Source organism: Amycolatopsis albidoflavus (genome assembly GCF_039525725.1).
GTDB classification, from domain to species: Bacteria; Actinomycetota; Actinomycetes; order Mycobacteriales; family Pseudonocardiaceae; genus Amycolatopsis; species Amycolatopsis albidoflava.
Genome location: NZ_BAAAHV010000003.1, coordinates 530,816 through 548,293, shown reverse-complemented (window position 1 = coordinate 548,293; position 17,478 = coordinate 530,816). Strand labels below are relative to the sequence as shown.

The following is a 17,478-nucleotide window of genomic DNA, read 5'->3' as shown; positions in this document are numbered from 1 at the left end:
GTCTCCGGAAAACCGATCAGTCAGAAGTGGCATCGAACGAGGTGACGCACGCGCCGTCGACCGCGTGGTCGTCGGTCTCCACCCGGCCGACGCCGGTGGTGCCGTCGACCTTGGTGTCGAGGTGCACGATGGTCCGCCCCGCGGTCCGCAGCACGTCCGTCTTGCGCACGGTCAGCTTCGTTTCGCCGTAGATCCACTGCTGGGTGCCGTTGCGAGTGGTGTCCGGCGCGTCGCGGCACATGACCGACAGCGCCGCCGGGATGTCGCGCGCGTTGACCGCGTCGATGAACTTCGTCGCGGCATCCGTGCCGTCCTTCACGGACGGTCGCGGCTTCGGGTCGGTCGACAGGCTGGCCAGCGGGGCCGGTTCGCCGCCGGACTTGGCGTCGCGCACGCACCAGCCGTCGCCGTCCGGGATGAGCGCGATGCCGTAGACGATCTCGCCCGCGGTGATCGTGGCCGCGCGCTCCTGCTGGCCGGTCGGATGCACCGGATTGCTGATCTTCGCCTCGCTCTTCGCGCTCCGGAAGAAGTCGTCGGCGGTGTAGGACCGCTTCGACCGGATCTTGCACCACAGCTGATCCAGCCCGGTCTGCTCGGTGATCGAGTTCGCGACCGACTGGGCCGCTTGCTCCGGCGTCCCCCGCGACGTCGTGTCCAGCTTCTCCTTGAAGAACCCCGGCGTGACCCAGCCGGTGAAGGCGACCGCGCCGCCGAGCACCACGACCGCCGCGCCGAGCGAGATCCACAGCCCGGCCTTCGACTTCTTCGGCGGCTGCGGCTGCTGGCCGAAAGGCGGCCCGAACTGCGGCTGACCCTGCGGCGGGTACGGCTGCTGGAACTGGCCCTGCCGCGGCCCGCGCGGCGGATAAGGACCCTGCTGCGGGTACGGGCCTTGCGGCGGGTGGTTCATGTCTCCCCCTCGATACCGGTCTGTCTGCCGGTCAGGCTAGTGAAGTACGCTTCAACCGCACCCACGACCTGCAGAAATAAGGAGCAGCCAGCCGTGGCTCGAGTCGTTGTCGACGTCATGCCCAAACCCGAGATCCTCGACCCGCAGGGCCAGGCGGTGGCGCGCGCGCTGCCGCGGCTGGGTTTCTCCGGGGTCGCCGACGTGCGCCAGGGGCGGCACTTCGAACTCGAGGTCGACGACGACGTCGATGACGAGACGCTGGCCAAGATGGCCGAGGGCTTCCTCGCCAACCCGGTGATCGAGCAGTGGACGATCCGGCGGGTCGAGGCGTGAGCGCCCGCATCGGCGTCATCACCTTCCCCGGCACGCTCGACGACGGCGACGCCGCCCGCGCGGTCCGCTACGCCGACGCCGAAGCCGTTTCGCTCTGGCACGCCGACGACGACCTGAAGGGCGTCGACGCGGTCGTCGTCCCGGGCGGCTTCTCCTACGGCGACTACCTGCGCGCCGGCGTGATCGCCCGCTACGCGCCGGTGATGACCTCGGTCATCGACGCCGCGCACAAGGGCATGCCCGTGCTCGGCATCTGCAACGGCTTCCAGATCCTGTGCGAGGCCGGCCTGCTGCCCGGCGCGATGATCCGCAACGTCGGCCTGCACTTCGTGTGCCGCGACCAGTGGCTGCGCGTGGACAACAACGCCACCGCGTGGACCTCGCGCTACGAGGCAGGCGCGGAAATCCTGATTCCGCTCAAGAACAACGACGGCTGCTACGTCGCCGAACAGTCCACTGTGGACATGCTGGAGGCGGAGGGCCGGGTGGCGTTCCGCTACGTCGGCGGCAACCCGAACGGCTCCCGCAACGACATCGCGGGCGTCACCAGCGAGAACGGCCGCGTGGTCGGTCTCATGCCGCACCCGGAGCACGCGATCGACGCGCTCACCGGCCCGTCCGACGACGGCCTCGGCATGTTCTACAGCGCGGTCGATGCGCTCGTGAAGGCCTAAGGCAAAGGTCCGTGAAGGACTCCTTGAGGGAATCTGATTCCCTCAAGGAGTCCTTCACGGCTTTTACTTGCTGTGGTCGCTGGAGAGCCAGCGTTCGGTGCGCACCCGCACCAGCACCGAGGTCTCCTTGAGCGAGCCCGCGACGAACTGCCGCGCGTCCGCCTCGGGCGCGTACCGCGAAGCGATAGCGAGCGCCTGCTCCTCGGTCGGCGCCGAGGACCGGTCCACGACCGGACCGGACACCGTGACGTACTTGTACGGCTGGGTTTCCTGCTGCACAGTGAGGCTCAGCTTGCCGGAAGCCTCGATCGCCCGGTCCTTCGCCGACCCGCGGTCCATCCAGATCAGCAATTCGCCGCCGGGCTCGTAGTCGTACCAAACCGGCACCGCGAGCGGGGCCGCGCCTTCCCGGCCGATCGACAGCACGCCCACTCGCTTCTCCGCGAGGAATTTCTCTCGTTCGTCCACCGTCATGACCGCCATCCGGCGTCACCCCCGTGTTGTCTGCCTCGGCTTCGCCGAGGCGTGCGGGATCGCCTTCAAGCCGGTGTCTGGGTGAGCGACGCACTCGGCCCGGGGGCCGAGCACGTCGCTCGCCCAGACACCGGCGCGATCCCGCCGGCATGGTTCCGTCTGGAGCCAACGCCGAATCCCCAGCAGGCATTCCGCTTAGCTCGCCGCCGCGGCCGTGTGGAGCCGGTGCGCGATCGCGATCACCGTGCGGCTTTCGAGCACGGTGCTCAGCCGAGCCGGAATATCAGTGCCGTGGACTGCCCGCTGTAGATCCCGCGGACTCCGAAAACGGCCCCGTCTGGCCAGCGGAGACCACGGCGATCACCTGCCCGCCCTCCACCCTGAGCGGTGCCGCGACGATGCCGCCGCCGGGTGCCGGGGCTTCCCAGCGTTTGGCACCGGTGCGGAGGTCGAACGCGGCGAGGCGGTTGGGCTTCTGCGGGCTTGTCAGCGCGATCATCGTGGTGCCTGTGACGAGTGCTCGCGAACGTCGATGTGACGTGCCGTTGGAGACCCCGCTCAGGCTGTAGCCGAATCCGTCGTCGCCGGAGTCCTTGGCGCTGCAGTGGGACAGCAGTACGAAGTCCGCCCTCCGCGGCATCCCGTCCGACGGGATGCAGTTCGAGTGCACCTTCTCGTCGGTCGGTGGCGTGACCTCGGACCAGCGGACGGTGCCGGTGGCCACGTCCAGCCCGAGCAGTTGTTGTTAGTGCACGACCACGACCGAACCGCCGACGATCTCCAGTACTGCGTGCTCGTCGAGTTTCGCCTCCGACGGGCTTCCCGACGAGGTGATGGGCATCGCCCCGCTGCCACAGCAGCTTTCCCGCGTTGACATCCAGCACGGCCGCGTTCGAGCAGAGATCCCCATAGCCGACGGCGCCGCGGCTTTCACCGCGCCGGATTTGTCGTCCGGGAATCGCGCTTCAGCTCGCCGCTTCAACCAGTCGCGAGTACGGACCGCCAGCCGCGATCAATTCCTGATGCGGCCCAAGCTCCGTGATCTGCCCGCCCTCGACCACCGCGACCCGGTCGGCCGCCGCGGCCGTGTGGAGCCGGTGCGCGATCGCGATCACCGTGCGGCCTTCGAGCACCGCGTTCAGCGACCGTTCCAGCTCCCGTGCCGAACCGGTGTCCAGCAGCGACGTCGCCTCGTCCAGCACCAGCGTGTGCGGGTCGGCCAGGACGACCCGGGCCAGCGCCAGCTGTTGCGCGAGACCGGCAGGCACCGCGTACGCACCCGAGCCGAGCTTGGTGTCCAAACCGTCCGGCAGCCCGGCCGCCCACTCCGCCGCACCGGCGGACGCGAGCGCGGCCGTCAGTTCCTCGTCGGTCCAATCCCCGCCGTCGCGCCGAGCCGGCAGCGCCAGATTTTCCCGCAGCGTCCCGGAAAACGTGTGGTGCTCCTGCGTCAGCAGCAGAACCTCGCCGCGCAGCACGTCGTCCGCGAGCGTCGACACCTCGGTGCCGCCGACCTGGATCGTCCCGGCCGTCGGAGCCGAGATTCCGGCCAGCAGCCTGCCCAGCGTCGACTTGCCCGCGCCCGACGGCCCGACGATCGCCAGCCGTTCGCCGCGGGGCACGCTCAGGCTGATGCCGTGCAGCACCTCGCGGTCCGCGGTGTAGCCGAACCGGACGTCGCGCACCTCGATGCCGCGCCCGCGCGGCACGTCGGTGACCTTCGCGGCCGTTTCAGGCGGCTGCACGCCGAGGATCCGGCGCGCCGCTGCGACCGCGACCTGCAGGTCTTCCAGCCAGAACAGCGCCTCGTTGAGCGGCGCGGTCATGGCCTGCGCGTAGGCCAGCATCGTGGTGATCGTGCCCAGCCCCGCCCAGCCCTGCTGATACGCGAGCAGGCCGAGCAGCAGCAGTGCCGCGATCGGCAGCACATAGCTGATCTCCAGCGACGGCAGCCAGCGCAGCTGATACGACCGCATCCGCCGCTCGCCGAGCACCGCCTGGTCGAGCGCGCGATGGCCGGTGCGCAGCCGCCGCTCGGTGAGGCTCAGCGCCTCCGCCGTCCGAGCGCCCTCCACCGTCTCGTGCGTGACCGACTGCAGGTCGCCCCACCGGTCGAGCATCCACGCGAACGCCTTCGGAATCACCCGCTGGTACCAGATGTTCACCGGGACCAACAGCGGAATGGCGACCAGCAGGGTGAGCGCGAGCAGCGGCGACGTCACGATCATCGCGATCGTCGTCAGCAGCACGGTGACGGTGGCGATCAGGATTTCCGGCGCGGCGAACCGCACCGCGTGGTCCAGCCTGCTGACGTCGCTGGTCGCGCGGCTCAGCAGGTCTCCGGTCCCGGCCGCCTCGACGGTGCCCAGCGGCAGGTCGAGCGCGTTCTTGACGAACCGTTCGCGATTCTCCGCCAGCACGCGTTCGCCGAAGACCCGCCCGCGCAGCCGGGCCGCCTTCTTCGCCCACGCCTGCAGCACGAGCACCACCACGAACGCCACCGCGAGCAGGTCGACCCGCAGCGTCGTGCCGTGGCCGACCACGCCGTCCACCAGCAGGCCGAGCAGCTGCGGCCCGGCCAGCCCGATCAGCGTGGCCAGGAAGAACAGGCCGAGCATCAGGGAGAACTCGCGCCGGTGCTGCGCGGCCGTGCGCCGGGCCCATTGCCGGACCTCGCGCCTCGACGCGAGCGGGAGCCGCGTCGTCATACCGTCACCGCCTTCGCGCTCACTATCTCGTCCGCCACGTTCCTCCACAGTGGACTCTGGCTGAACACCACCGTGGTCTTTCCGTTCCGCAATTCCTTGGCGCGCTGGGTGATCCGGGCCTCGGTGTGCGCGTCGACGGCCGAGGTCGGCTCGTCCAGCAGCAGCACGTCGGCGTCGGTGGCCAGCGCCCGGGCAAGGCTCAGCCGCTGCCGCTGACCGCCGGAAACCTCGCGGCCGCGTTCGCCGATCAGCTCGTCGACCCCGCGCGGCAGCGCTTCGACGATGTCTTCGGCGTCCGCCGCGTGCAGCGCCGCGAAGATGTCGACGTTTCCCTGCCGCGCGGGCTCCAGCTGTTCGCGCAGCACGCCGGAGAACCAGATGTCCTGGTTGTGCGCGTACACCACGCGGGTCCGCAGTTCGGCGAGCGCGACGCGGTCCGCCGGAACGCCGCCGACCAGCACCTTCTCGTCCTCGTCCGGATCCGCGAACCGGGCCATCCGCTCGGCGATCGGCTCCGCTTCGGCGCCGAGGTCGACCACCGTCAGCTTGCCCGGCTCGACGCGGATGCCGCTGGTCGTGTCCACCAGCTCCAGCGGCCCGTCCGGCAGCGGCCGCGGCGACTCCGGGTCGGCCAGCCTCGAGCGCAGCGACAGCAGCCCGCACACCTTGCGCGCCGCGACCAGGCCCGAGCTGAGCGCGCTGACCTGCTCGGTCGCCGTGCTCACCGGCACCACCAGGAACGCCGAAACACCGTAGAACGCCACCAGTTCGCCGACGCCGATCGTGCCGTCGAGGGCGAGCCGCGCTCCCAGCCAGGTGATCGCCACCGTGACCAGCCCCGGCAGCAGCACCTCCGCCGCGGCGAGCCACGATTCGCTGCGCCCGACCTCGACGCCGGACCGGCGCACCAGCTGGCTGGCGTCGTGGAACCGGCGCAGGAACCGCCGTTCGCCGCCGACGCCGCGCAGGATCCGCAGCCCGGACACGATGTCCGCGCCGAGCGCGTTCACGTCGCTCAGATTCTCCCGCTGCGCGGTTTTCCGCTTCTGCAGCGGCGCGAGCAGCGGGCCGATGCCGAGCACCGCGAGCGGGACGCCGACGAGCGCGACCGTGCCCAGCAGCGGCGACGTGCCGAGCATCGCGATCCCGATGACCACGAAGGCCACGATCGAACCGAACGAGCGGCCGAGCACCTCGAACGCGTTGCCGATCCAGTTCATGTCCGACGAGGTGACCGCGACGACGTTGCCGGTGCTGGCCGCCTCGCGCAGGGTCGCGCCGAGCCGGGTGGTGTGGTCGGTGACCAGGCGTTGCGTGGTGCCCGCGCCGTGGATCCACATGCCGTACGCGGCGAAGTGCAGCGCGGTGCCGAGCAGCGCCTGCAGCACGCCCAGCACGCCCGCGACCACTGCCCAGCGCCAGAGCGCGGAAGTGTCGCCGTCGGCGATCGCCCCGACGCCACGGCCGATCACCAGCGGCAGCAAGGCGCTCGGCAGCGACCAGCCGGCCCCGGCGACCGCCGCGCCGAGGACGAGCCACGGCCGCGCGCGCAGGACCGCCAGCAGGTACCGAGCCGCTGTCGGGCGTTCCGGCAGCCGGATGGCGGGAAAGGGGTACGTGGCGGAAAGCACGATCACTGACGCTAAGCCGCCGGGAGTGTCCAGCGCGACTGATTTATCCCCGGCCGAACGTTCCCGAGACCAGGCCGGGCGGCTGCGGGTGTGACCCGGCCGACACGTAGTCTTGAGGTTGTGGCGAACCCTGACACGGATACCGTGACCAGCACAGTTGACACCACCGCAGTGGCCGCGGCGACCCCGGAAACGAGCCAGCCGTACGTCGAACTCGGCCTCGCCGAAGACGAGTACGCGCGGATCCGGGAAATCCTCGGCCGCCGGCCCACCGACGCCGAGCTCGCGATGTACTCGGTGATGTGGAGCGAGCACTGCTCCTACAAGTCCTCGAAGAAGCATCTGCGCTACTTCGGCGAGACCGCCACCGACGAGATGAAGGCCAAGATGCTGGCCGGCATCGGCGAGAACGCGGGCGTCGTCGACATCGGCGACGGCTGGGCGGTCACCTTCAAGGTGGAAAGCCACAACCATCCGTCCTATGTGGAGCCGTACCAGGGCGCGGCCACCGGCGTCGGCGGCATCGTGCGCGACATCATGGCGATGGGCGCGCGGCCGCTCGCGGTCCAGGACGCGCTGCGCTTCGGCCCGGCCGACGCGCCGGATACCAAGCGCGTGCTGCCCGGCGTGGTCGCGGGTGTCGGCGGCTACGGCAACTGCCTCGGCCTGCCGAACATCGGCGGCGAGCTGGTCTTTGACCCCTCCTACGCGGGCAACCCGCTGGTCAACGCGCTGTGCGTCGGCGCGATGCGCACCGAGGACCTGCACCTGGCGTTCGCGTCCGGCTCCGGCAACAAGATCATCCTGTTCGGCGCGCGCACCGGCCTCGACGGCATCGGCGGCGTGTCCGTGCTCGCCAGCGACACCTTCTCCGGCGACGAATCCGCGGCGGGCCGGCGCAAGCTGCCCAGCGTGCAGGTCGGCGACCCGTTCACCGAGAAGGTGCTCATCGAGTGCTGTCTCGACCTGTTCCGCGAGAAGCTGGTCGTCGGCATCCAGGACCTCGGCGGCGCCGGACTGTCGTGCGCGACGTCCGAGCTGGCCGCGGCCGGTGACGGCGGCATGCACATCTACCTCGACCGGGTTCCGTTGCGCGCCACCGGAATGACGCCGGCCGAGGTGCTGTCCAGCGAGTCGCAGGAGCGCATGTGCGCGGTCGTCTCGCCGGAGAACGTCGAGGCGTTCATGGCGGTCTGCGCCAAGTGGGACGTCATCGCCACCGACATCGGCGAGGTCACCGACGGCGAGCACCTCGTCATCACCTGGAACGACGAGATCGTGGTCGACGTGCCCGCGCACACCGTCGCGCACCAAGGCCCGGTGTACGACCGTCCGATCGAGCGCCCCGCGTTCCAGGACGGCCTGATCGCCGACACCTCCGCGAACCTGCCGCGTCCGTCGACGCCTGAGGAGCTGCGCGCGGACTTCCTGAAGCTCATCGCGTCGCCGAACCAGGCGTCGAAGGAATGGGTGACCGCGCAGTACGACCGCTACGTGCGCGGCAATTCGGTGCTGTCCCAGCCGTCCGACTCGGGCATGATCCGGATCGACGAGGAGAGCAACCGCGGCGTCTCGGTGGCCACCGACTGCAACGCGAAGTTCGTCTACCTCGACCCGTACCGCGGCGCGCAGCTCGCGCTGGCCGAGGCGTACCGGAACGTCGCCACCGGCGGCGCGACCCCGGTCGCGGTGTCCGACTGCCTCAACTTCGGCGCCCCGACCGACCCCGGCGTGATGTGGCAGTTCGAGCAGGCCGTGCACGGTCTCGCCGACGCGTGCGTCGAGCTGGGAATCCCGGTCACCGGCGGCAACGTCAGCTTCTTCAACCAGACCGGCGACACGGCGATCCTGCCGACCCCGGTGATCGCGGTGCTCGGCGTGATCGACGACGTCACCCGCCGCATCCCGACCGGCATCGGCGCGGAAGCGGGCGAGACCCTGCTGCTGCTCGGCGACACCCACGACGAGCTGGACGGTTCGGCCTGGGCCCGCGAGCTGCACGGCCACCTCGGCGGCGTTCCGCCCCGCGTGGACCTGGCCCGCGAGAAGCTGCTCGCCGACGTCCTGGTGGCCGGTTCGCGCGACGGCATGATCTCCGCCGCGCACGACCTCGCCGACGGCGGTCTCGCTCAGGCCCTCACCGAGACTGTCCTCATTGGACAGTGCGGGGCCCGGGTGTTCCTCGACCGCGACCAGGACCCGTTCGTGCAGCTGTTCTCCGAGTCGTCCGGCCGCGTGCTGGTGGCGGTCCCGCGCACGGAGGAGCTGCGGTTCACCGAGATGTGCACCGCGCGCGGCCTGCCGTGGCGCAAGACCGGCGTCGTCGACCCGGATTCCGGCACGCTGGAGATCCAGGGCGTCACGGAGTTCAGCCTTGAGGAGCTGCGCGAGACCTGGGAGAAGACGCTTCCGGCGCTGTTTGACTGAGGGCCTCGTGAGTGCCTATGCCGGCTAGAACCGGCGTAGGCACTCACGACCGAAACGTCACCACTTCCGCCAGCGACGCCCGGGGGATCGCCGGCCGGGGCTCGTCCGGATCGGCATACCCGATCGACATGCCGCATCCGAGGACATAACCGGCGGGCGGCTCCGCGATTTCCGTGACGCTCCGGTGGTAGCGGCCCCACGCGATCTGCGCGCAGCTGTCGAGCCCCTCGGCACGCAGCAGCACCATCACGGTCTGCAGGAACATCCCCGCGTCCAGCCATTGCGGCGGAAGCATCTGCTCGTCCAGATAGCAGAACAGGCCGACCGGAGCACCGAAGAAGTCCCAATTCCGCACGCGGACCCGTTCCCGGCCCGCGTAGTCCCCGCGCGCGACACCGACCGCGCCGTAGCGCAGCGCACCCAGCTCCTCGATCCGCCGCGCGTATTGCTCAGGCAGCGCTTCCGGATAGGGCAGCACCTGGGGCGGATCACCGGTGTCGCCGTCGGAGATGCGCTGCCGGACCAGGTATTTCAGCTCGGCCAGCTTCGCTCCGGACAGGACATAAACCCGCCAAGGCTGCAGATTTCCCCCGGAGGGCGCGCGCAAAGCTGTGGTGAGGACTCGGGTCAGGACTTCGTCGGGCACCGGCTTGCCGAGAAAGCCGCGGACCGACCGCCGGGAGCGCACCGCTTCGTAGACGTCCACGGTTTTTTGATGCTACTCAGCTCGGCACCGCGACATATCCGCCATTCCGAGGTTCCAGCTTCCAGCCGTCCGGCAGCTGGAGTTCCGTCGAATCCGCGAAAGTCGCCCCGTCGAACAGGACTTCCTTCGCGAAAGTCGCACCCTTGAAGGTCGTCGGGCCCTTGAACGCGGTGTCGGAGAAATTGGTCCGCTCCGAGAACGCGGTGCCGGAGAACCAAGCCCGGTCGTGGAAAGTCGCGTTGCGGCAACGGAAAACCCCGATCAACCGACCGCGTCCGGTGCCCGCGGCGGTGAAGTAGGCCTGGCCGGTGAAGACACAGCCGCTGATGTTCGTACTGCTGTAGAGAGAAGCGTGCCGCAGCAGCAATCCGCCGATCTTGCGGCGGGAAAGGTCGAAATACTCCAGCACCGCGCCGGTCAGGTCGAGATCCGGCCCGGGTCCGTCCACATCGGACGGTGGCAGCAGATCCCGGACCAGCCGCTGCGCGGTAAGCCGCACCTGGAGCTCGCGTTCCTCTTCGGGTGTAACGTCCGCACCCTCATAGCGGCCATGAGTGAACGGCCGCCGCAGATAAGAACACAGCACGTCCAGCACGGTCTGCCGATACTCCGGCCGCGTCCGCGCCAGCCCGGCCAGCGCGTGCAACGCCCCCACGCGCACCTGATCGGCCTCGTGCCCCAGCAGTTCCACCGACTTCGCGAACCGCTCGTCGGAGATCCGCTCGCGGTCGACGTCGTGCCGCTGCTGCTCGATCGCCTGCCGCGCCTCCTCGACGCGGCGACGGCGGTCGTTGAGCCACAACGCGTACAGCGCCACGACCGCGCCACCGGCGAGACCGGCGGTCTTGAGAGCTTCGCTGCGGCTTGTCGCGGGGTCGGTGAGCAGCCAGCCACCGACCCCGCACAGCAGTGCCACGGACGCGATCAACGTCCACAGCAGCGGCGAGCGCACCGGGTCAGAACGCCAGGATCAGGTACAGCCCCACGCAGTAACCGCCGCCGCGGTTCATGATCACCATCGTGCCGCTGGCGTCCTTGCCCGACAGCGTGCCGGTGATCCGGGCGCTCGTCGTGGCGCTGCCCGCGGTGACCTTGCCCAGGGTGAGCTGCGGGTCGCCGCTGGTGGTCTCGTCGATGCTGCGCTTCGACATGCTCTCGGTGCCCTGGCAGGCCAGCGCGGTGGCACCGGCGGCGTCCTTGGCGTTGAGCTTGGCGAGGAAGTTGTCGATGACCTGCTTCGCCTCGCCCGACGCGCCGCTGGAGCCCGGGTCCTCGCTCGAATCCGTCGACGGCGAGGACGAGTCGCTCGGCAGCGGAGCCTCCGAGGACTGGGACGGAGCCGGGGCCGGCGGCTGCGCCTGCGAGCTGCCCTTGTCGTCCTTGCTCAGGAAGAACCCCGGCGCGACGAACCCGGTGATGCCCAGCGCGACCACCACGACGACCGCGACGGCGATGCCGATCCACAGCCCGGTCTTGTTGTTCTTCGGCGGCTCGCCGCCCGGCCCGCCCGGGTATTGCTGCTGGTCCCAGCCCTGCTGCGGGAACTGCTGGGTGCCCGGATACGGCTGCTGCTGGTACCCCGGGTACTGCTGCTGGGCGTTCGGGTCCCACCCCTGCTGCGGCTGCTGCTGGGCGTTCGGATCCCAGGCCGGCTGCTGCTGGTGCTGGGCATTCGGGTCCCAGCCCGGCTGCGGCTGAGCCTGGTTGGGGTCCCACCCCGGCTGCTGCGGCACCCCGCCCGAGCCGGGCTGCTGCCAGCCCTGGCCGTAGGGGTCCCCGCCCTGTCCGGGCTGCGGTGGGTAAGTCATGTCCGGTTCCGCCTTCCTGCTGCACCGACTCGCGCCGCGGTCTGACGCCCCGCCGGCTCAGGCGGTTCCGTCTCCGCCCCAGGTCTGCATTGTGCAAGGCGGGTAAAGCTCGCACAAAAGCGGCTCCCGGCCGCCCCGCCCGGCAGGAGGCGGGGAGAACCGGGAGCCGCGTCCGTGCGCGCCGCTGAGGTCAGCCGTTGGCGAGTGCCAGCAGCCGGTCGTAGGCGCCGTTGAACGTGTCCTGGTCCAGCGGGCTGGAGGTGTACTGCCACACGGTGTAGTAGCCCCAGTTGTACGGAAGCGTTCCGGCCGAGGACGCGTACCGCGCGATCCACAGCGGCGCGGTGCTGGAGAAATCGCCGCCGGCGCACTGGTTCCACCAGTTCGTCGACGTGTAGATCACCGGCCAGCGGCCCGTCCTGGCGTGGTAGGTGTCGTGAAAGTCCTTGATCCACGCGGTCATCGACGCCTTGCTCAGGCCGTAACAGGTCGCGCCGTACGGGTTGTACTCGATGTCGAGCACGCCGGGCAGCGTCTTGCCGTCGCGCGACCAGCCGCCGCCGTGCGAGACGAAGTAGTTCGCTTGCGTCGCGCCGCTGGAGGTGTTCGGGGTGGCGAAGTGGTAGGCGCCGCGGATGAACCCCTGGTTGTAGGAACCGTTGTACTGCTGGGCGAAGTACGGGTTCGTGTAAGTGGTGCTCTCAGTGGCCTTGGTCCACACGAACCGCTTGCCCTGGCCCCACCAGTTGCCCCAGTCGACATTGCCCTGGTAGCCGGACACGTCGATGCCGGCGACGGCGGCCGCTACCTGGTTCGGCAGCGCGGCCGCCGGTTGCGGTTGCTGCGCGGCGGTTTTCGTCTCGGGGGTGGACTGATCCCCCTCGACGCGCCGGATCTGCGAACCCATGGTGTGGTTGTTCGCCTGGATGTCGGCGTTGACGGCGTTGACCTCCCGCGCCGAAAGCGGGGAAGCGGCCGGGGCGGCCGTCGCCTCTGTCGAAGCGCCGAGCAGGAGCGCGACAACGGGGACGGTCAGAGCGGACAGCAGCGCGGTGCGCCGCCCTCTTCGGGAAGTGGACATCGTCGATCCCTTCACAGATACCCTCGCGGAGGGCGGCTATGTGCAGGTAGCCGCCACGGGGGAGATTCTTGAGGACGAATCGTCGTTTGTCATCAAGTTCCGTGAAGATGAATGGTCGAGTGGGTGATTTTCATCGGGCGGTGATGACTAATTCGTGACAACGTCACGAATGTTCACCCGAATGCCAGATTGCGCAGCGCTGTTTGGGTTCCGTTGAGCCAGTTCTGGTCCCCTGGCAGCGTGCCGCTGTTCGAGAACTGCCAGATGGCGTGCTGTCCCCAGCCCGCGGGGAGTTCGCCGATGAAGGAGTTGTAGCGCGCGATCCAGAGCGGATTCCCTCCGAAAGAAGGGTTGTTTCCGGTGCAGCGTTTCCACCAGCTTGTCGAGGTATAGATCGTCGGCAGCCGTCCGGTGCGGGCGCGATAGGTGTCGGAGAACGCGCGAACCCAGTCGGCCATCCCGTTCGCGTCCTTGCCGTAACACGTTTCGCCGTAGGGGTTGTATTCCATGTCGAGTGCGCCCGGAAGCGTCCTGCCGTCGGCCGACCAGCCGCCGCCGTGCGCGAGGAAGTAGTTGGCCTGCGCCGCGCCGTCGGACACGTCCGGGCGCGCGAAGTGGTAGGCGCCGCGCACGATCCCAACTTGGTAGGAACCGTTGTACTGCTGGGCAAACTGCCCGCTGACGAACCCGGTGCCCTCGGTCGCTTTCACATACACGAACTTCGCGCCCGCTCCGGCCGCGGCGGGCCAGTCGACCGGGCCTTGGTGTCCGCTGACGTCGTGCCCGAGGTACTGATCCGCCGTCGTATAGGAGATGTTCGGCGCTCCGAGCACGCCTTCGTGCTTCGCGATTTGCGAACCGGCGTAGTTGTCCGCGGCCCCGGCGTAGCTCGGCGCGGCCTCCGCCGTTTCGCACAGGGACGTGCCGGCGATCCCGGCGAAGAGAACCGCGCTCCAGCGCAGCAGCAGATGACGCTTCACCCAGGGCTCCTCACCGGACGCGTGTACTCCTACTGCGTCACGATGCCCGGATGCGCGGATTTCGGCGAATCATGATCACTCGGCAGAGTGGTCTGCCCAGGTCAGCGCCGTTCTTCGGCCAGTGCCTTCATCAGGTGCTCGGCCGGCACGACCGCGGTGATCAGGTCGTGCGGGTTGACCGCGAGCGGGTGCCCGGCGAGCAGCCCGACGATGTCGCGGCCGAGCACCGCGCGGGCGTGCGGCCATTCGCGCGGCACCAGCGACTTCGCCGTGTACGCCGGGACCATGACCCGGCCGTCGGCGTTGTGGAAGCCGATCACCGTGCGCTGCACCGGGGACAGGGCGTAGACGAGCAGCGTCGAATCGAGGATGACGCGCGGCAAGTCTTCGGCGGGCCGGTGTTCGGTGCGGACCATCTGCAGCAGCCGCTCGAGTTCGTTGCGCGGCTCGGGAAAACCGAGCGCCTTCGGCGAGGGCCGGTACCGGTCGTTGGGGTGGAAGTCCTCGACGACCTCTCCGGTTCCGTTCACCGGATACGCGCCGACGACCGCCCAGGACGGCACCGGACCGCGCGCGTCGAAGGCCTCGTCGATGACATACAGCCAGCTGTTCGGGTTGGTCCGCGCGTTGGCGCGCATCTCGGGAGTGATCTCGGGTTTTCCTTGCGGCCCGCGGCGCGGATACGCGTTCCGGCGCGCGCGTTTGCCCGCCGGGGTCCGGGAAACCATCCGATCTGCCTCGTCCCGCTGCGCCATCGCCGTCCCTCGGTGCCGGGTGCCTGAAACTCCGTCCGCGGCCACTCTACTGTTGTCGCATGGCCTCTTCGCGTTCGGTCGATCCCGCTCAGTTACGAGCGGCGGTGCTGGCCGTTTCGGACTGGTTGCGCGGCGACGGACCGGATCCGGCGCGCCCCGAACTGGCCGCTGCGGTGCGCGCGACACTGCGGACCCTCGCCCAGGACGCACCCGGCCACACCGTCGAGGTCCGGGTGCCGCCGTACGCCGCGGTGCAGTGCGTCGAGGGCCCGCGCCACACCCGGGGCACGCCGCCGAACGTGATCGAGACCGATCCGCGGACGTGGCTCGAACTGGCCACCGGTCTGCTGGACTGGGAGGACGCGCTCAGCGCCGCACGGGTATCCGCCTCGGGCAGCCGCGCGGACCTTTCGCACTGGCTTCCGGTCGTGCGGATCTGATTTTCCGCCGGAATTGTTCCCGCGGGTGTGTCTTCTGAGGCACACACTCCGTAGAATCCCCTGAACGCGGGCCTGTGCCACGCTGTCCGGGCAGTGCCTTGCGTGTACTTTGGGTAGTCGGATTTCGTACGAGCGGCAATGGAAGGGCCCTGGTCATGAACGCGGTAGGCGTGTCCGCCGGCGAGCAGAGCCTCGGCCCGACAGCGCGCCGGATGATCCTCGGCTCGCAGCTTCGCCGGTTGCGCGAGGAAGCCGGGATCACGCGTCAGCAGGCCGGTTACAACATCCGCGGTTCGGAATCCAAGATCTCCCGGCTGGAACTCGGCCGCGTCGGCTTCAAGGAACGCGACGTCGCCGACCTGCTCACCATGTACGGCGTCTCGGACGACGACGAGCGCAAAGCGTTCCTCGACATGGTCAAGCAGTCGAACGAAGCGGGCTGGTGGCGCAAGTTCGGGGAGACGGTGCCCGGATGGTTCACCGACCTCGTCGGTCTTGAGGAGGCGGCGTCCCGGATCCAGATCTGGGAGCCGCTGTTCGTGTCCGGTCTGCTGCAGATCGAGCCGTACGCGCGAGCGATCTTCAGCCACGGCCGCCCGGAGATGGCCGACGAACGCGTGGACCAGCTGGTGGCCCTGCGCATGCGGCGGCAGAAGATGCTGGCCCGCCCCGACGCGCCGCGCATCTGGGCGGTGCTCGACGAATCGGTGCTGTACCGGCCGATCGGCGGCCCCAAGGTGTTCCGCCAGCAGCTGGAATACCTGCTCGAGGTCACCACGCTGCCGCACGTGTCGGTGCAGATCCTGCCGTACTGCCGAAGCGGTCTGTCGGCCGAGCACGCGTTCTCGCTGCTGCGCTTCGCCGAGGCGGAGCTGCCGAACATCGTCTACGTCGAGTACCTGACCGGCGCGCACTACCTGGACAAGCGCGACGAGATCGAGAAGTACGGCCGAGCGCTGGACCTGCTGGCTGTCGACGCCGAGACTCCCGAGCGCAGCCGGGCCCGCATCGCCAAGCGCAAGGCCGAGATCTAAGCGCTGTCTCTCTTCACCGCACCGAGCGCTCGGCTCCGGTGAAATTCTCCCCATCAAGAATTCCGCCCCAGCCATCCGGGCGAGCGGTAGCCGTATAGAGAACGCCCGCCTCCATTCTCATCACCGAGCGTGCATAAGTCCGGAAGGCTGTTTCCACTGACCCGGTTCCCGGTCTTCTTCTCGCCCCTTCAGTCATCACGGTCAGTGTTCTTCATTCACCCGCTGCACCCAGCGGTAGCGAGTCACGAACGCGGTGCGTTATCAGGATGCCAATATCGTGACCCAAGGTAATATTTAGCCCGTTCGGGTAGTGCTCGAATCACCTGTCTGGGAACTTCTACTGAACCGTGTCGTCACGCAGTGAGAAATTTGCAGAAAATTCTGCACGTGCATTTACCGCTGCATGCGCGCGTGCTAGCGTCAAAGTCGCGGGCAGATGCACATGCAGATTCCTGAGCTTTTCATCGTCCTTCCCGGAAGGTGGCATCATGGCTGAGCGGTTCGAGAACGGTATTCCGGCCGACCGTCTGACCGGCGCCGAGTGGCGCAAGGCGAGCTACAGCGGCGCGGTAGGCAACTGTGTTGAAGTAGCCCCGCTGACCTCGGGCGAGATCGCGATGCGGAACTCGCGCTTCCCGGAGGGCCCCGCGCTCGTCTACACGCGCGCGGAGATGGCGGCCTTCCTCGCCGGCGCGAAGGACGGCGAATTCGACGATGTCCTCGGCTGAGAACAACGTCGTCGGACCCGCCTTCGACATCGAGCAAGGCCTGCAAAAACTGATCGACCGCGGCTACCGGTTCGTCCACCCGACGAACGGAAGCGGCGAAGTGCAGGCCGTCGTCGGAGTGCGAGTCCACGACAACGTGGTGGACGTCGTCCGGCTGAACGCGGAGGACGACGTCGAGGCCACGCGCATCCCTGGCAGCGAGCAGAACATCTTCGCCCCCGCGTCCACGCTGTGGCGCTCGCGCGGCGAAGCAAGCCAGGTACTGGGCGAAGTACTAGCCCTCCCCGAGCGCCAACCGGCCTCCGCCGCGGCCTCCACCGCGGGCTGCTGGGTCCCCGGCCGAGGCGGCCGCTCGAAGTGGCTAGCCGCTAGCTGATTCGCCCTCCTCTCCCCGCGCTTGTCCCCACCGGTGCCTCCCAGATTTCAGGCCCCGCACGAAGTGGCCCAATCCACTTCGTGCGGGGCCTGGCTCATTTCTGCCCCCTCGCCGCCGCCGCACGTGGCTCGGCCACTGCCGTGAGGGCCACCTTCACGGATTCTGAGTCCCTCAGGGTTCCCCTCACGACCCGCACCAGGCCGTGGGGGACCCCATCACGGACCTGGATTCCCTCAAGGGGCCCTTCACAGCCCGCCCGCTCACCGCCGCCGATGCGCCCCCAATGTGGCGTTGGGTGCATGCGGCGCACCCAACGTGGCGTTCGGTGCATCTGACGCACCCAACGCCACATTGGGGCCGCGAACCCCAACGCGCCCATGCACTCCAGCCGCGCGCCCTAAACCGCATCT

At 69.1% G+C, this 17,478-nt stretch carries 19 protein-coding genes; 8 read left to right on the top strand and 11 right to left on the bottom strand.

What is annotated here, in order from left to right:
* Positions 1-16 precede the first annotated feature (16 nt).
* On the bottom strand, positions 17-913 hold the full coding sequence (locus tag ABD156_RS03645) for a hypothetical protein (protein WP_344266290.1): 897 nt from the start codon (positions 911-913) through the stop codon (positions 17-19).
* Positions 914-1,006: 93 nt separating this feature from the next.
* Between ABD156_RS03645 and purS the strand changes: the two genes are divergently transcribed.
* Positions 1,007-1,246 carry a phosphoribosylformylglycinamidine synthase subunit PurS gene (gene purS / locus ABD156_RS03640; RefSeq protein WP_037808692.1) on the top strand — a complete coding sequence of 80 codons (240 nt, stop codon included), beginning with the start codon at positions 1,007-1,009 and terminating at the stop codon, positions 1,244-1,246.
* The gene (gene purQ / locus ABD156_RS03635; protein ID WP_344266281.1) at positions 1,243-1,920 is read left to right on the top strand and encodes a phosphoribosylformylglycinamidine synthase subunit PurQ; all 678 of its coding nucleotides are present in this window, start codon (positions 1,243-1,245) and stop codon (positions 1,918-1,920) included. Before purS ends, purQ begins: the two co-directional genes overlap by 4 nt.
* A 63-nt stretch (positions 1,921-1,983) precedes the next feature.
* On the opposite strand, the gene ABD156_RS03630 is transcribed toward purQ, so the two are convergent.
* The 4 genes from ABD156_RS03630 to ABD156_RS03615 all read right to left on the bottom strand — a co-directional run bounded on the left by ABD156_RS03630 (position 1,984) and on the right by ABD156_RS03615 (position 6,733).
* Entirely contained in the window at positions 1,984-2,403 is a 420-nt protein-coding gene (locus ABD156_RS03630; protein WP_344266278.1) for a pyridoxamine 5'-phosphate oxidase family protein, read from the bottom strand.
* Between the two features lie 274 nt (positions 2,404-2,677).
* Positions 2,678-3,118, bottom strand: a complete 441-nt coding sequence (locus tag ABD156_RS03625) for a hypothetical protein (protein ID WP_486303411.1) — start codon at positions 3,116-3,118, stop codon at positions 2,678-2,680.
* Positions 3,119-3,359: 241 nt separating this feature from the next.
* Positions 3,360-5,102, bottom strand: a complete 1,743-nt coding sequence (locus ABD156_RS03620; RefSeq protein ID WP_344266275.1) for an ABC transporter ATP-binding protein — start codon at positions 5,100-5,102, stop codon at positions 3,360-3,362.
* A complete protein-coding gene (locus ABD156_RS03615; RefSeq protein ID WP_344266272.1) occupies positions 5,099-6,733 on the bottom strand; it encodes an ABC transporter ATP-binding protein in 1,635 nt (544 codons plus the stop codon). The genes ABD156_RS03620 and ABD156_RS03615 overlap by 4 nt, the downstream gene beginning before the upstream one ends.
* Before the next feature lie 144 nt (positions 6,734-6,877).
* On the opposite strand from ABD156_RS03615, the gene purL reads away from it, so the two are divergent.
* Entirely contained in the window at positions 6,878-9,160 is a 2,283-nt protein-coding gene (gene purL, locus ABD156_RS03610) for a phosphoribosylformylglycinamidine synthase subunit PurL (protein WP_344266269.1), read from the top strand.
* A 43-nt stretch (positions 9,161-9,203) separates the two neighbouring features.
* On the opposite strand, the gene ABD156_RS03605 is transcribed toward purL, so the two are convergent.
* From ABD156_RS03605 to ABD156_RS03590, 4 genes are all read right to left on the bottom strand, one after another.
* On the bottom strand, positions 9,204-9,866 hold the full coding sequence (locus ABD156_RS03605; protein WP_344266266.1) for a nitroreductase: 663 nt from the start codon (positions 9,864-9,866) through the stop codon (positions 9,204-9,206).
* A 16-nt stretch (positions 9,867-9,882) separates the two neighbouring features.
* Positions 9,883-10,818, bottom strand: coding sequence for a pentapeptide repeat-containing protein (locus ABD156_RS03600; protein WP_344266263.1), 936 nt, complete (start codon positions 10,816-10,818; stop codon positions 9,883-9,885).
* A 4-nt stretch (positions 10,819-10,822) separates the two neighbouring features.
* Positions 10,823-11,674, bottom strand: coding sequence for a hypothetical protein (locus tag ABD156_RS03595; protein WP_344266260.1), 852 nt, complete (start codon positions 11,672-11,674; stop codon positions 10,823-10,825).
* Between the two features lie 190 nt (positions 11,675-11,864).
* The gene (locus tag ABD156_RS03590; protein ID WP_344266257.1) at positions 11,865-12,755 is read right to left on the bottom strand and encodes a lysozyme; all 891 of its coding nucleotides are present in this window, start codon (positions 12,753-12,755) and stop codon (positions 11,865-11,867) included.
* On the opposite strand from ABD156_RS03590, the gene ABD156_RS03585 reads away from it, so the two are divergent.
* A complete protein-coding gene (locus ABD156_RS03585; protein WP_344266254.1) occupies positions 12,748-12,882 on the top strand; it encodes a hypothetical protein in 135 nt (44 codons plus the stop codon). The two genes, ABD156_RS03590 and ABD156_RS03585, sit on opposite strands and share 8 nt — an antisense overlap.
* Positions 12,883-12,928: 46 nt before the next feature.
* Here ABD156_RS03585 and ABD156_RS03580 read toward each other — a convergent pair whose 3' ends face one another.
* Together ABD156_RS03580 and ABD156_RS03575 are read right to left on the bottom strand one after the other, a co-directional pair.
* On the bottom strand, positions 12,929-13,735 hold the full coding sequence (locus tag ABD156_RS03580; protein ID WP_377926826.1) for a lysozyme: 807 nt from the start codon (positions 13,733-13,735) through the stop codon (positions 12,929-12,931).
* 101 nt (positions 13,736-13,836) lie between these two features.
* Positions 13,837-14,490, bottom strand: coding sequence for a type VII secretion system-associated protein (locus ABD156_RS03575; protein WP_344266251.1), 654 nt, complete (start codon positions 14,488-14,490; stop codon positions 13,837-13,839).
* A gap of 59 nt (positions 14,491-14,549) precedes the next feature.
* Between ABD156_RS03575 and ABD156_RS03570 the strand changes: the two genes are divergently transcribed.
* The 4 genes from ABD156_RS03570 to ABD156_RS03555 all read left to right on the top strand — a co-directional run bounded on the left by ABD156_RS03570 (position 14,550) and on the right by ABD156_RS03555 (position 17,068).
* The gene (locus ABD156_RS03570) at positions 14,550-14,930 is read left to right on the top strand and encodes a sterol carrier family protein (RefSeq protein ID WP_344266248.1); all 381 of its coding nucleotides are present in this window, start codon (positions 14,550-14,552) and stop codon (positions 14,928-14,930) included.
* 155 nt (positions 14,931-15,085) lie between these two features.
* The gene (locus ABD156_RS03565; RefSeq protein WP_344266245.1) at positions 15,086-15,964 is read left to right on the top strand and encodes a helix-turn-helix domain-containing protein; all 879 of its coding nucleotides are present in this window, start codon (positions 15,086-15,088) and stop codon (positions 15,962-15,964) included.
* Positions 15,965-16,452: 488 nt separating this feature from the next.
* On the top strand, positions 16,453-16,692 hold the full coding sequence (locus ABD156_RS03560) for a DUF397 domain-containing protein (protein ID WP_344266242.1): 240 nt from the start codon (positions 16,453-16,455) through the stop codon (positions 16,690-16,692).
* A complete protein-coding gene (locus tag ABD156_RS03555; protein WP_344266239.1) occupies positions 16,679-17,068 on the top strand; it encodes a hypothetical protein in 390 nt (129 codons plus the stop codon). The genes ABD156_RS03560 and ABD156_RS03555 overlap by 14 nt, the downstream gene beginning before the upstream one ends.
* Positions 17,069-17,478 lie beyond the last annotated feature (410 nt).

What these genes read in the sequence shown, in the direction of transcription:
- ABD156_RS03645 (WP_344266290.1), bottom strand. Translation starts at nt 913, where the DNA reads ATGAACCACCCGCCGCAAGGCCCGTACCCGCAGCAGGGTCCTTATCCG.
- ABD156_RS03630 (WP_344266278.1), bottom strand. Translation starts at nt 2,403, where the DNA reads ATGGCGGTCATGACGGTGGACGAACGAGAGAAATTCCTCGCGGAGAAG.
- ABD156_RS03620 (WP_344266275.1), bottom strand. Translation starts at nt 5,102, where the DNA reads ATGACGACGCGGCTCCCGCTCGCGTCGAGGCGCGAGGTCCGGCAATGG.
- ABD156_RS03595 (WP_344266260.1), bottom strand. Translation starts at nt 11,674, where the DNA reads ATGACTTACCCACCGCAGCCCGGACAGGGCGGGGACCCCTACGGCCAG.
- ABD156_RS03590 (WP_344266257.1), bottom strand. Translation starts at nt 12,755, where the DNA reads ATGTCCACTTCCCGAAGAGGGCGGCGCACCGCGCTGCTGTCCGCTCTG.
- ABD156_RS03575 (WP_344266251.1), bottom strand. Translation starts at nt 14,490, where the DNA reads ATGGCGCAGCGGGACGAGGCAGATCGGATGGTTTCCCGGACCCCGGCG.
- ABD156_RS03570 (WP_344266248.1), top strand. Translation starts at nt 14,550, where the DNA reads ATGGCCTCTTCGCGTTCGGTCGATCCCGCTCAGTTACGAGCGGCGGTG.
- ABD156_RS03565 (WP_344266245.1), top strand. Translation starts at nt 15,086, where the DNA reads ATGAACGCGGTAGGCGTGTCCGCCGGCGAGCAGAGCCTCGGCCCGACA.
- ABD156_RS03560 (WP_344266242.1), top strand. Translation starts at nt 16,453, where the DNA reads ATGGCTGAGCGGTTCGAGAACGGTATTCCGGCCGACCGTCTGACCGGC.
- ABD156_RS03555 (WP_344266239.1), top strand. Translation starts at nt 16,679, where the DNA reads ATGTCCTCGGCTGAGAACAACGTCGTCGGACCCGCCTTCGACATCGAG.